Source organism: Rhodovarius sp. (genome assembly GCF_040399605.1).
Taxonomy (GTDB): Bacteria; Pseudomonadota; Alphaproteobacteria; order Acetobacterales; family Acetobacteraceae; genus Rhodovarius; species Rhodovarius crocodyli_A.
This window is the reverse complement of the sequence record NZ_JBBARU010000083.1, coordinates 1-12,848: the sequence shown is the minus strand read 5'-3', so window position 1 is coordinate 12,848 and position 12,848 is coordinate 1. Positions and strand designations below refer to the sequence as shown.

Genomic DNA, 12,848 nt, shown 5'->3' with positions numbered 1-12,848 from the left:
GCGCCAGGCCTCCAGGCGCGCCGCAAGATCGCCCGGCGTGGCGCCGCGCACCACCAGCCGGTGCTGCAGAAGGTCCCGATGGGCGATCTGGCCGCGGATCAGTGCCGCGGCCCGAGAGGCAGCGCCTTGGGGGGAGGCCGCACGCATGGCCACCGCCCAGGCGCCGGCCAGCCCCACCAGCGCCTCGGGCGAGCGGGCGGAGAGCAGGAGCGGCGGCAGCAGCCTGCTGGCACGCGGGCGTGGCTTGGCGGCGGCGGCAGGCGGGCCGGCCAGCAATATACCCGCATTGGTGCCGCCAAAGCCGAAGCTATTCACCCCGAGCACCGCATCGGCCTGGCCCGGCAATTGTTCCAGACGGGTGGGCACCCGCAGGCGCAGCGCCTGGAAATCGATCTGCGGGTTGGGGGTCTCGATATGCAGGCTGGGCGGGATTTTGCCGTGGCGCAGCACCAGTAGCGGCTTGATAAGGCCCACAAGGCCAGAAGCGGCCTCGGTATGGCCGATATTGGACTTCGCCGAGCCAATCGGCAGCGGCGAGGCATCGCGCGCCCGGCCCACCGCCTCGCCGATCGCCGCCGCCTCGATGGGGTCGCCCGCGGCGGTGCCGGTGCCATGCGCCTCGAAATAGCGGATGCGGTTGGGGTCGATGGCAGCATCAGCCAGCAGCCCGCGCAGCAGCGCGGCCTGCGCCGCCTGATTGGGCAGCGAGAGGCCTACCGTCCGCCCGGCCGCATTGACGCCCGAGGCGAGAATCACGCCCTGAACCGCATCACCATCGCGCAGCGCATCATCGAGACGCTTGAGGATCACCACCGCCCCACCCTCGGCGCGGACATAACCATCGGCCCGGCTGTCGAAGGCATGGCAACGGCCGGTGGGGCTGAGCATGCTGGCCCGGGCAAAGCCACCAAAGGGGAAGGGGCTGAGCAGCATGTTCACGCCGCCCACCAAAGCGGCTGGGATGCGCCCCAGGCGCAGCGCCTCAGCCGCGTGATGCAGCGCCACCAGGGCGGAGGAACAGGCGGTGTCGATGCTCTGCGCCGGGCCGCGCAGGTCGAAGACATTGCTCACCCGATTGGCGATGACCGAGAGCGCCCCGCCGGTCATCATATAGCGGTCGGCCGCTGCAGGGTCGAATTGGCGAAGATCGGCCCAATCGGTGGTGCTGGCACCCATATAGACGCCAAGGGCACGCCCGGCGATATCGGCCTCGCGCCAGCCTCCATCCTCACAGGCTTCACGCACCAGTTCGAGGATCAGCTGCTGCTGCGGGTCCATCTCCGCCGCTTCGCGCAGGGAAATGCCGAAGGCGGCATGGTCGAAACTCAGCACATCGCCCAGCACGCCGGCGGCAAAGCTATAGGTCTTGCCCGGTTCCTGCCGGCGCGGATGCAACCAGGCGGCCTTGCTAAAACGCTCGGCCGGGATTTCGGTCACCGCGTCGCGCCCCGCAGCGAGCAGCGCCCAGAAGGCGGCCATATCCGGCGCGCCTGGCAGGCGGCAGGCCGCCCCCACAATGGCGATAGGCACGGCGGTGGCTGGTCTGGCGGCAGGCGCATCAGCGGCAGGTGGGCTTTTCATCGGCCCTCTATCGGCCGCCGCATGATGCAGTGACCTCCAACCATCTGATCAAACATGGCGCTGCTCATGGCGTGCCGGGCTGGTGAGCGCCGGACCATGGAAAATCTTCGGCGCCATGCGTCACACCGCGAACCCGCGCAGGCAGGCCGCGTGGCTCGGCCGCCAGGCGGGCCAGCAGCGCATTGGCGATGCCGAAATGGGTGGCCCAATCCGGCCGCACCCAATGCGTCAGCCGGCCAAGCTGGGCCGCCCGTGATGCGCTATCGTCTGACGCATAATCGAGGATAGCGCGGCGCCAAGCCGCACCATCCAGAGGGTGCAGGTGCTCTGGCACGCCGCCGCCCACCTCAACCAGGGCGGGAATATCAGAGCAGATGGCGGGCACGCCCAGCGCCAGTGCCTCAACCAGCGGCAGGCCATAGCCTTCGGCGAAGCTAGGAAAGAGCAACGCCCGCGCGCCACGCAGCACCGTGGCGATGGTGCCATCATCCACCCCGCCCCGCTCCTCCACCAGTCCGCCATAGCCACCACAGCGGTCGAGCATGCGAAAGACGATCTCATTATCCCAACCGCGCCGGCCGAGAATGACCAGCCGTGGCGCGCTGGGGCCGATCGTCTCGGCCATATCGCGCCATAGCGCCAGCAACATGTGGTGATTTTTGCGCGGCTCCACGGTGCCCAACGCCACGAAATAGGGCGGCTCGGGCTGGGGTGAGGGCTGCGCCACCATGGGCAGGTCGAAGCCAAGGGGCGCCACCGTGATGCGTGGCACCCCCAGGTTTCGCGCCACAAGGTAATGGCTCAGCGCGGCGCCGGTCGCGGCGCTACTGACGATCACGGCATCGGCCATCGCGGCGGTGACCTGCATGCGGCGTCGATGCGCCTTGATCTGCCGGGGCTTGCTATATTCCGGATGGGTGATCGGGATCAGGTCGTGGATCGACGGCACGAAGCGCGCACCGGCATCGCGCAGCGCCTGGATGGGCGCCGGTTGCTCAAGCGATTTGTGCGACACCAGAAGAAATATGCTGCCGGGGCGCTGGCGTATCCGCGCGATCAACGCCGCGCAGCCCGCACCGGTGACAAGGCGGGCATAAAGCGTAACGGCCAGACGGCGGGCCTGGGCATGTGCGGGGCCATGCGCCTGCCCCTCGGCCAGGCTGCCGGCCAGCGCGTCCAGCAGGGCCAAGGCAATATGGCGCGGCACCATGGCCACCCCGCCAAAGGGCGTGCCGGCGGCAAAGGTGCAATCAACATCGCTGGCCTGCCGCCAATGCCGGGCATAGGCGAATTCCACCCTGTCGAGCCCAGAGGGATATCCCCGCCATGCCGATGACAGGAGACGCGAAATGTCGAGTATCACATGCAAGATGGTTGCTGTCCCCGACGCCCAGAGCACCGCGACATCGGGCCCACTTCGGTCCATATTTGATATCTAAATATGTTAATGTCAATGAATATATTGCACGGGACGATATTTTGCGCCATTGACAAGCCCGTCCCTGGGTTCAGTTTGCACCAGACTGAAGGGGATTCGTCATGGCCATCTGGAAGCGCCCACCCAGCATCGCAGAAATGCATGCCCGAAACACCCAAACCGTGAATGGATTGCTGGGGATCAAAATCCTCGAAGTGGGTGAAGATTTCATTCGCGCCGAGATGGCGGTGGATGAGAGGCATGTGCAGCCCTTCGGCATCCTGCATGGTGGCGTTTCGGTGGTATTGGCCGAGACGGTGGGTTCCCTCGCCTCCGTGCTGTGCTGCGAGGAGGGGTTCAGCGCCGTGGGTCTGGAAATCAACGCCAACCACCTTCTGCCGGTCCCCAAGGGCGACAAGGTCATCGCCGAGTGCCGCCCCGTGCGGATCGGCCGCAACGTCCATGTCTGGAACATCGAATTGCGCCGCGGTGACGGCAAACTCTCCTGCGTGTCGCGCCTGACCACCAGCAACATCGAGCAGCGCGGGGCAAAAACCTGACGCCATGCCGCCGCCCGGGGCTTGGGCCGTGCCGCCATCCGGTATAGGCTGGTGTTCGGAAATACAGCGCCCGGCGGCACAACGCAGGAGCGCGACATGCATCCCTTCACCATTCTGTATGCTGCGAGAGCACGGCGCGTGACGAGATGATGCGCGATTTCCGCACCGTGATGGTGAGCGATGGCAATGCCGCCACCACCGATTCCGAACACGAGGCGGCCTTGCTGGGCTTCCATGCGATGTTCGGCGATGTTGTGACGGTCACAGAATGCGAGGCGGGCTTTGCCGCCGGCGCGAAGGAGATGGCGGCGTGAGCAAACCCAAGGTTCTTTTCATCGGCACTGGCGGCACCATGAGTGCGCTGGGCATTGGCGGCCCCTTTGACATCATGGATTACGGCGCCAAGGGCCGCTTCATGGAGGCTGATGAGATCATCCGCCACTGGCCGCAGGTGCTGGAAAAGGCGGATGTCGTGCCGATCAAGTACCGCAATGTGGCCAGCACTGCGCTGGGGCCTGTCGAGTGGCTGGAAATCCTGGCCCTGTGCCATTCCTTCCTGGCCGCTCATCCGGATGCCGCGGGCATCGTCATCGGCCATGGCACGGCCACGCTGGAGGAGACGGCCTATTTCCTCAGCCTGACCCATAAGCTGGCTGTGCCCATCGTAGTGGTGGGCGCACAGCGGCCCTCCTCGGGCCTGGCCACGGATGCGCCAATGAACCTAGCCAATGGCATTCGCGTTGCGGCCGACCCCTTCGCCCGCGGCATGGGCGCGCTGGTGGTGCTCAATGACGAGATCAACGCTGCGCGTGAGGTGACCAAGACCAGCACTTCGCGCATGCAGACTTTTCGCTCGCCAGATTTCGGCGTGCTGGGCCATTGCGATGGCGACAAGATTGCCTGGTATCGCAAGCCGCTGCGCCGGATGGCGCCGGATACCGAATTCGACCTCAGCGGCATCGCCACCCTGCCCCGGGTGGATTGCATGCTCTCCTATGCCGGCGGTGATGGCGTGGCGGCGGCGGCCTATGCGGCGGCTGGTGCCAAGGGCATCGTTATTGGCGGCTTCGCGCCGGGCTTCATGAGCCCGAGTGAGGCCGAGGCGCTGGGTGCAGTGGCCAAACAGGGCGTGGCAGTGGTGGTGGCGTCGCGCGCCGGTTCGGGCCGCGTCTTTGGCACCCAGCGCAAGCGCGAACTGGGCTTCATCGATGCCGATAACCTGACAGTGCAAAAGGCTCGCATCCTGCTGATGCTGGCGCTGACCCGCAGTTCGGACCCGGCCGAGATCGCCCGGATGTTTGCCGAATACTGAGCCCGGTGCAGACTGGCCTCCAAACACGGAGGACCACCATGCAACGCCGCACCATACTCACATCCCTCCTCGCCCCATTGGCCATGCCAGCGGTGGCGAGGGCGCAGGGTTTCGACCATACCATCCGCATCGTGGTGCCCTTCGCCCCGGGCGGCACCAGCGATATCCTGGCCCGCATCCTCGCCCCCTCGCTCTCCCGCCAATTGGGGCAGCAGGTGGTGGTGGAGAACCGCTCGGGCGCTGCGGGCATGCTCGGCGCCGATCTGGTGGCCAAGGGTGCGCCGGATGGCCATACCCTGCTGCTGATCGATACCAGCGCGCTCGTCACCGCCCCCAGCCTCTATGCCCGCCTGCCCTTTGATCCGCTGAATGATTTGGCGGCGGTGAACCTGCTGATTTTCGCGCCCTATATTTTGGCGGTGAACCCCGCATTGCCGGCGGCCAATGCGGCCGAGCTGGTGGCTTTGGCCCGCGCCCGCCCGGCGGCGGTGAATTTCGCCCATGCCGGGGTGGGTGCCGCCACCCATCTGGGCGGGCTGCTGCTGGCGCAGCATTGGGGGGCGGACCTGACCCTGGTGCCCTATCGCGGCGGCGCCGCCTCGGTGGCCGCGGTGGCGGGCGGCGAGGCGCAGCTGGTCATCAATGGCGCCACCGCCACCGCGCCCTTCGTGCGCGACGGGCGGCTGCGGGGCATCGCGGTGACCGGCCCGCACCGGCTTGGCCAGGGGCTGGAGAACCTGCCCACCTTCGCCGAACTCGGCTGGCCAGGCCCGAATGCCGGCACCTTCCAGGGTGTGCTGGTGGCCGGCCGCACGCCGCCCGCACTGGTCGCGCGGCTGGACGAGGCATTTCGCACCGCCCTGGCCGAGCCTGACAATGCCCGCCGCATGGGCGATCTGGGCGCTGAAATCCGCAGCATGGGCCCTGCCCCCTTCCGTGCCTGGCTGGCCGCCGAGACGGAGAATTGGGGCCGCGTCGTGCGGGCCAATAATATCAGGCTGGATTGACGCTGATGCATCGCGCGCTGCTCGCCCTGCTGCTGCTGGCCGGCTGCGCCCAGCGCGAAACGCTTGCCGCCGCCGAGACCTCTGCCTCTGTCCAGCCGCGTTGGCACGCCGTGCTGGTGGCCGGCGATGCCAGCCTTGAGGTCTGGGACAGCGCGGTGGAGCGGATGGCGAGCGGGCTGCAGCGGTCAGGACGGCTGGCCAGCCTGCGCCGCTTCTCCGCCCGGCCCGAGAATCTGGCCGCCAGGGCCGAACCCGCAATCCGCAAGCCGGTATTGGCCGCCATCGCCGGGCTCCGGCCGGCCCCGGGCGAGGCCTGTCTGGTCTTCCTCACCATGCATGGCGCGCCGGGCCGGGGCCTGGCCTTCGCGGCCGAGCCGGGCTTTCTCAGCCCCGCCCAACTCGATGCCGCGCTCAGCCAGGGCTGCGGCCAGGCGCCGAGTTTCGTCATCGCGTCCGGCTGCTTCACCGGCGGCTTCGCGGTGCAGCCCATGGCGCGGCCCAATAGGGTGGTGCTGACGGCAGCAAGGGCGGACCGCTCCTCCTTCGGCTGCGCGCCGGAATTCACGCTGACGGTGTTTGACCGCTGCCTGCTGGACAGCCTGGAGAGAGCCCCGCCCACCCCTGCAGCCCTGGCCAAGGCCAGCGCCGAATGCGTGGCGCAGGAGGAGCGGCGGCAGAACATGACCCCGCCCTCCGAGCCGCAAACGGCGATTGGCGCGGCCGTGGGTGGGCTGGTGCCCGCGCTCAGTCCACGATGAACAGCGTGGCGCCGCCCGCAGTGCGGGAACGATGCGGCGCGTCGCCAAAATCGGAGACGTGGTAGCTGGTGCCGGCCTTCATCACAAATTCGCGGCCATCCTTGAGTTCAGAGATCATCTCGCCGGCGAGCACCAGCAGGACATGGCCTCGGTCGCACCAATGATCGGCCAAGTAGCCGGGCGAATATTCCACCATGCGGATTCGGGCATCGCCCATCATCACGCTGCGCCACAGCGCATGGCCGGTCTCGCCCTCATGGCGGGTGACGGGCACGCCGGACCAATCGGTGACGGTGAAGGGGTGTTCGGGGAGTTTCATGCGCTCACCTGTTGCAGCCAATCGGCCAGGTTGTAGAAATTGCTGACGCGGGCGATGCGGCCCGCACGCAATTCGAAAAACGCACCGGCGGGCAGGGTGTAGCGCTGGCCACGGGCGGGCGGCAGGCCCTCATCGCTGGCCTTATAGGTGCCATGGACGATGAATTCCGCTGCCCCGCGCTCGCCCGCGGCCATCACCACGATATCGGTCAGCCTCTCCTCATAGCAGCGCTCCATGCGGGCGAGGAAGGCGCGAAAGGCCGCCACACCAACTTCCCGCCCGCCCTGGTTGATGTCATGCACGACATCATCGGCCAGCAGGGCGAGCATGCCCTCCCAATCGCCGCGATTAAAGGCGAGGTAATATGCCTCGATCGGTTCCCTAGCGTTCATCGAGCGGTTATGTTGCGCACCTGTTCACATTGCCAGAGCCTAATGCCCGAAAATCTCTCCTTTCAGGACATGATCCTGACCCTGCATCGCTACTGGTCGGCGCAGGGCTGCCTCATTCTCCAGCCCTACGACATGGAAATGGGCGCGGGCACCTTCCACCCGGCCACCACGCTGCGCGCACTGGGTTCGGCACCTTGGAAGGCTGCCTATGTCCAGCCCTCGCGCCGGCCCAGCGATGGGCGCTATGGCGAGAACCCGAACCGGTTGCAGCATTATTACCAATACCAGGTCATCATGAAGCCCAGCCCGCGTGACCCGCAGGCGTTGCTGCTGGGCAGCTATCGGGCGCTGGGGCTGGACCCGGCGCTGCATGATATCCGCTTCGTCGAGGATGATTGGGAAAGCCCGACTTTGGGCGCCTGGGGCCTGGGCTGGGAGGTGTGGTGCGATGGGATGGAGGTGACGCAATTCACCTATTTCCAGCAGGTCGGCGGCATCGCCTGCGAGGTGCCATCCTGCGAATTGACCTACGGGCTGGAACGCCTGGCGATGTATATCCAAGGCGTGGAGAACGTCTATGATCTGCGCTTCAACGATGATGGCGTAAGCTATGGCGATGTGTTTCTCCGCGCCGAGCGGGAATACAGCGCACATAATTTTGAATTCGCCGATATCGCCCTGCTGAAGCGGCAATTCGAGGAGGCAGAGCAGGAATGCGCTGCCCTGGTGGGCAAGGGCCTGGCCCTGCCTGCCTATGACCACTGCATTAAGGCCAGCCACCGCTTCAACCTGCTCGATGCCCGCGGCGCGATCTCGGTCACCGAGCGCGCGGCCTATATCGGCCGGGTGCGCACACTTGCGAGAGCCTGCTGCGAATCCTGGCTTGCGCCGGCGGCCTAGGGTATAAGGGGCGCGGAGATTTCTACCACGGGCCAGCTCAACATCAAGGATGCGGCAATCATCGCCAAGCTGCGCCACTTGGCTGAGCGGCGCAGCACCAGCGTGACCGATGTGCTGCGCCAGATGGTGGAGCGCGAGGTGGCGAATGACGAGGCGCGCATCGCCGCCAAGCTGGCCGCCATCCGGGAAATCACCCGCGGCTCGGCTGCGCTTTTCCCGCCCGGTTCCACCAGCGACCATTCCGACCTCTACGACGAGAACGGCCTGCCGAAGTGATCCTCGACACCTCCGCGATCATGGCGATGTTGCAGCAGGAGCCTGAGGCGCCTGCCATGGAGGAAGCCCTGGCGGCTGCCAGCGCGATCGCCATCGCAGCGCCCGGCCTGTTCGAGGCTTACATGGTCTGCGAGGGCCGTGCTGGCGAAAAAGGCGCGCGGCAACTCGATGCGCTGCTGGAACGCCTTGGCCCCGAAATCGTCCCCTTCACTGCCGAACACGCCGCCCTGGCCCGCGAGGGCTGGCGCCGCTATGGCAAGGGCCGTCACCCTGCTGGTCTCAACATGGGCGATTGCTTCGCCTATGCCCTGGCCAAAGCCCGCCACCAACCGCTTTTGTTCAAGGGCGATGACTTCGCCCACACCGATGTGAAAGCTGCCATCTAGTGCCCGAATTGCTGTTGGAATTGCTGACCGAGGAAATCCCTGCGCGGATGCAGGCACGGGCAGCCGAGGATCTGTGCCGCTTGGTGGGCGCGGCGCTGGCGCCTATCGCGATGGGCACGCCACGCGGGTTTTCCGGCCCGCGGCGGATTGGGCTGGTGATGGAAGTCCAGGCCCGGGCCGAGACGGCATCCAAGGAGGAGCGCGGGCCGCGCATCGCCGCGCCCGAGGCCGCGCTGGCGGGCTTTCTGAAAAAACACGGCGTGGGGCGCGAGGCGCTGACCCAGGCCGGCGATTTCTGGGTGCTGGTGAAGCCGGGTTCGAGCATCGAGGCGGCGGCGCTGGTCGCCCAGGCGCTGCCGGATGTGCTGTGGAACTTCCCTTGGCCGAAAAGCATGCGCTGGGGCGTCTCCGCCTTCACCTGGGTGCGGCCGTTGCAGCGTATCCTGTGCCTTTTGGACGGCGCCGTGGTGCCCTTCACCCTGGCCCGTGGCGAGGATGCTGCCCATGGCCTGGCCAGCGGCGATGTGACCGAGGGCCACCGCGTGCATGCGCCCGGTGCCTTCGCGGTGGGTGGCCATGCAGATTACGTGGCGCAACTGCGCGAACATTGTGTGCTGGTCGATACCGCCGAGCGGATGGGCGTGATCCGCGACGGTGTAGCCGCGCTGGCCGCCGCCGAGGGGCTGGACGTGGTGCCCGATGAGGGGCTTCTGGCCGAGGTGGCGGGGCTGGTGGAATGGCCGGTGCCGCTGCTGGGCAGCATTGATGCGGCTTTCATGGATTTGCCGGCCGAGGTGATGCGCACCTCGATGCGGGTGAACCAGCGCTATTTCGCTCTGCGCTTTGCCGATGGCCGCCCGGCACCACGCTTTGCGCTGGTAGCGAATATCGAGGCCAGTGATGGTGGCGCGGCGCTGGTAGCGGGCAATGAGCGGGTGCTCAGGGCCAGGCTATCGGATGCACGCTTCTTCTGGGACCAGGATTTGAAGACGCCACTGCAGGATTTGCTGCCCAAGCTGGATCGGGTGGTGTTTCACGCCAAGCTGGGGACACAGGGGCAGCGGGTGCTCCGGCTGGAGCGGCTGGCTTCGCTGATTGCGCCGATGGTGGGGGCGGAGCCGGCTCTGGCCGCACGCGCGGCGCGGCTGGCTAAGGCTGATCTGGCCAGCGGGATGGTCGGCGAATTCCCGGAATTGCAGGGGGTGATGGGTGGCTATTATGCGCGGGCCGGCGGCGAGAACACCGCAGTTGCGGATGCCGTGGCGCAGCATTATCGACCTTTGGGGCCAACCGATGACGTGCCTGACGCGCCTGTGGCCATTGCCGTGGCCTTGGCAGACAAAATTGATCAATTGGCTGGCTTTTTCGATATAGGAGAAAAGCCTACCGGCAGCGGCGATCCCTATGCACTGCGCAGGGCCGCCCTGGGCGTGATCCGTATGATCCGAGAGGCGAGAATCACACTCGGGCTGCACTCGGCCTTCATCGACGCGCTGGGCGATATCTCCGGCGGCATTCGTGAAGCACAATTGCTGATCGCACTCGACAGGAACGTGGAGGCAGCGGAGCAATTCGTTGCTGCCACTGGCAACGAGAAGCTGGAGGCATGGACCTTTAAGGCATGGGCATCAACAGCCGAGCAGTTCGCGGCAGCCAGCCATGGTGGGCGCCCGGAGCATAGCGCCACCGCTTCTTCGCCAGCACCATCCGCTGTTGCTCACCTTGTGCTGGACTTTGTCCTTGAACGCCTGCGCATCCAACTCCGCAGCGAAGGCGCGCGCGCCGACATCATTGCGGCCGCCATCGGCCAGGATGACGACATCCTGCGCATCCTGGCCCGCAGCGAAGCGCTCCGCGCACTCGTCGAATCCGAAACCGGCCAAGCCCTCCTGGCGGCCTATAAGCGGGCCCTGAATATTCTGCGCATAGAAGACAAGAAGGACGGCCCGCACACCGGCCCCATCGACCCTGCCCTGCTGACCCTGCCGCAGGAAATCGCCCTCGAAGCCGCGCTCACCAGCATCGAACCGCAGGTGGCAGAGCAACTCGCGGCAGAAAATTTCGCCGGCGCCACCCATGCCCTCGCCGCCTTACGCGCGCCGCTCGACGCTTTCTTTACCGATATCATGGTCAACGACCCTGACCCAGCGCTGAGAAAAAACCGCCTCCGCCTGCTCTGCCGCCTGAAATCCGCCATGGAGTCCGTGGCAGATCTCTCCAAGATTGAAGCCTGAAGGACGAACCGCATGACGCAATGGGTGTACAGCTTCGGCGCCGGCCGCAATGAAGGCCGCGCGGACATGCGCAACCTCCTCGGTGGCAAGGGCGCCAATCTGGCCGAAATGGCCAGCATCGGCCTGCCCGTGCCCCCCGGTTTCACCATCACAACCGAGGTCTGCACCGCTTATTACAAGAATAACGAGAACTACCCGGCCGATCTGAACGCCCAGGTCGAAGCCGCCCTCGCCTTGGTCGAAGCCGCCGTTGGCCTGACATTCGGCGATGCCGAAAAACCGCTGCTGGTCTCCGTGCGCTCCGGCGCCCGGGTCTCCATGCCCGGCATGATGGACACGGTGCTCAATCTCGGCCTCAACGACGTCACCGTCGAAGGCCTGGCCGCCGCCTCGGGCGATGCCCGCTTCGCCTGGGATTCCTATCGTCGCTTCATCCAGATGTTCGGTTCGGTGGTGCTGGATGTGGACCATCACCGCTTCGAGGAAATCATCGAATCCGCCAAGCTCGACCGCGGCGTGGCCGAGGATACCGAATTGACGGCCGATGATTGGAAAGGCGTCGTCACCGGCTACAAGGAGATGGTGGCCGAGGTAACCGGGCACCCCTTCCCGCAGGAGCCCAAGGCGCAGCTATGGCGCGCCATCACCGCCGTCTTCGGCAGTTGGATGAATACCCGGGCCATCACCTATCGCCGCCTGCATGATATTTCGGCGGAGTGGGGCACGGCGGTGAATGTCCAGGCCATGGTCTTCGGCAATATGGGCCAGGATTGCGCCACCGGCGTGTGCTTCACCCGCGACCCCAGCACGGGCGAGAATATTTTCTACGGCGAATACCTCATCAACGCCCAGGGCGAGGATGTGGTGGCGGGTATCCGCACGCCGCAGCCCATGGCGCAGCTCAAAGCCAAGCCGGGCGAGCGCAGCATGGAACTCGCCATGCCCGAAGCCTATGGCGAGCTGGTGCGGGTGCGGCAGACGCTGGAACGCCACTATACCGACATGCAGGACATCGAATTCACCGTCCAGCAAAACAAGCTCTACATGCTGCAAACACGCAATGGGAAGCGCACCGCCGCAGCCTCACTGAAGATCGCGGTGGATATGGCCGATGAAGGGTTGATCAGCCAGACTGAGGCCATCAAGCGGGTGAACCCCGCATCGCTTGACCAGCTTCTCCACCCCACGCTCGACCCCAAGGCCCCGCGCAAATTGCTCGGCAAGGGCCTGCCGGCCTCGCCCGGTGCTGCCAGCGGCGTGGTCGTCTTCTCGGCCGATGAGGCGGAACTGCGCGGCGCCAAGGGCGAAAGCGTGATCCTGGTGCGGATCGAAACCTCACCTGAGGATATTCACGGCATGCATGCCGCGAAGGGCATCCTCACCACCCGCGGCGGCATGACCTCGCACGCCGCCGTGGTGGCGCGCGGCATGGGCCGGCCCTGCGTTGCGGGTGCCGGCGGCATCACGGTGGATTACAACGCCCAGGCGCTCTCCGCCGGCGGCCACATCATCCGCGCTGGCGAGATCATCACCCTCGATGGCGCAACCGGTGAGATTTTCATCGGCAATGTCGCGATGATCGAGCCAAAGCTCTCCGGCGATTTCGCCAAGCTGATGAGCTGGGCCGATGGGGTGCGCCGGATGAAGGTGCGGTGGGACTGGTTGGCTCGACTCTTCGACGTCCATCTGGGCCCATGTCACAGCGA

The 12,848-nt window shown here is 66.2% G+C and carries 13 protein-coding genes and 1 pseudogene; 10 read left to right on the top strand and 4 right to left on the bottom strand.

All coding sequences use genetic code 11. The features are described 5' to 3' along the window. Both ABWP84_RS16005 and ABWP84_RS16000 read right to left on the bottom strand, forming a co-directional pair. Nucleotides 1-1,581 (bottom strand): polyketide synthase (locus tag ABWP84_RS16005; RefSeq protein WP_353213045.1); only part of this gene is annotated, 1,581 nt, incomplete at its 3' end. A 64-nt stretch (nt 1,582-1,645) separates the two neighbouring features. Then, complete coding sequence (locus ABWP84_RS16000) at nt 1,646-2,878, bottom strand: glycosyltransferase family 1 protein (RefSeq protein ID WP_353213044.1); 1,233 nt, start codon at nt 2,876-2,878, stop codon at nt 1,646-1,648. 242 nt (nt 2,879-3,120) lie between these two features. Between ABWP84_RS16000 and ABWP84_RS15995 the strand changes: the two genes are divergently transcribed. The 5 genes and pseudogenes from ABWP84_RS15995 (at nt 3,121) to ABWP84_RS15975 (ending at nt 6,635) form a co-directional block, all read left to right on the top strand. Further along, nucleotides 3,121-3,558: a hotdog fold thioesterase gene (locus ABWP84_RS15995; protein ID WP_353213043.1), complete on the top strand. Its 438-nt coding sequence runs from the start codon at nt 3,121-3,123 to the stop codon at nt 3,556-3,558. Between the two features lie 125 nt (nt 3,559-3,683). Next, nucleotides 3,684-3,872, top strand: a pseudogene (locus tag ABWP84_RS15990) (isochorismatase family protein); the annotation flags it as partial. Continuing rightward, nucleotides 3,869-4,870: an asparaginase gene (locus ABWP84_RS15985; protein WP_353213042.1), complete on the top strand. Its 1,002-nt coding sequence runs from the start codon at nt 3,869-3,871 to the stop codon at nt 4,868-4,870. The pseudogene ABWP84_RS15990 and the gene ABWP84_RS15985, both read left to right, overlap by 4 nt. Nucleotides 4,871-4,908: 38 nt before the next feature. Next, nucleotides 4,909-5,877, top strand: coding sequence for a tripartite tricarboxylate transporter substrate-binding protein (locus ABWP84_RS15980; RefSeq protein WP_353213041.1), 969 nt, complete (start codon nt 4,909-4,911; stop codon nt 5,875-5,877). A 5-nt stretch (nt 5,878-5,882) separates the two neighbouring features. Next, nucleotides 5,883-6,635 carry a C13 family peptidase gene (locus tag ABWP84_RS15975; RefSeq protein WP_353213040.1) on the top strand — a complete coding sequence of 251 codons (753 nt, stop codon included), beginning with the start codon at nt 5,883-5,885 and terminating at the stop codon, nt 6,633-6,635. Here the strand turns inward: ABWP84_RS15975 and ABWP84_RS15970 are convergent. Together ABWP84_RS15970 and ABWP84_RS15965 are read right to left on the bottom strand one after the other, a co-directional pair. Beyond that, nucleotides 6,622-6,954, bottom strand: a complete 333-nt coding sequence (locus ABWP84_RS15970; RefSeq protein ID WP_353213039.1) for a DHCW motif cupin fold protein — start codon at nt 6,952-6,954, stop codon at nt 6,622-6,624. The two genes, ABWP84_RS15975 and ABWP84_RS15970, sit on opposite strands and share 14 nt — an antisense overlap. Then, nucleotides 6,951-7,346, bottom strand: coding sequence for a ketosteroid isomerase-related protein (locus tag ABWP84_RS15965; protein ID WP_353213038.1), 396 nt, complete (start codon nt 7,344-7,346; stop codon nt 6,951-6,953). The genes ABWP84_RS15970 and ABWP84_RS15965 overlap by 4 nt, the downstream gene beginning before the upstream one ends. 42 nt (nt 7,347-7,388) lie before the next feature. On the opposite strand from ABWP84_RS15965, the gene ABWP84_RS15960 reads away from it, so the two are divergent. From ABWP84_RS15960 to ABWP84_RS15940, 5 genes are all read left to right on the top strand, one after another. Further along, nucleotides 7,389-8,246, top strand: a complete 858-nt coding sequence (locus ABWP84_RS15960) for a glycine--tRNA ligase subunit alpha (RefSeq protein WP_353213037.1) — start codon at nt 7,389-7,391, stop codon at nt 8,244-8,246. 3 nt (nt 8,247-8,249) lie between these two features. Beyond that, nucleotides 8,250-8,522: a type II toxin-antitoxin system VapB family antitoxin gene (locus ABWP84_RS15955; RefSeq protein ID WP_353213047.1), complete on the top strand. Its 273-nt coding sequence runs from the start codon at nt 8,250-8,252 to the stop codon at nt 8,520-8,522. Beyond that, nucleotides 8,519-8,908 carry a type II toxin-antitoxin system VapC family toxin gene (locus ABWP84_RS15950; protein WP_353213036.1) on the top strand — a complete coding sequence of 130 codons (390 nt, stop codon included), beginning with the start codon at nt 8,519-8,521 and terminating at the stop codon, nt 8,906-8,908. Before ABWP84_RS15955 ends, ABWP84_RS15950 begins: the two co-directional genes overlap by 4 nt. Next, the gene (glyS, locus tag ABWP84_RS15945) at nt 8,908-11,142 is read left to right on the top strand and encodes a glycine--tRNA ligase subunit beta (RefSeq protein ID WP_353213035.1); all 2,235 of its coding nucleotides are present in this window, start codon (nt 8,908-8,910) and stop codon (nt 11,140-11,142) included. Before ABWP84_RS15950 ends, glyS begins: the two co-directional genes overlap by 1 nt. Nucleotides 11,143-11,154: 12 nt before the next feature. Beyond that, nucleotides 11,155-12,848: pyruvate, phosphate dikinase (locus ABWP84_RS15940; protein WP_353213034.1), on the top strand; the 1,694-nt coding region annotated here is incomplete at its 3' end.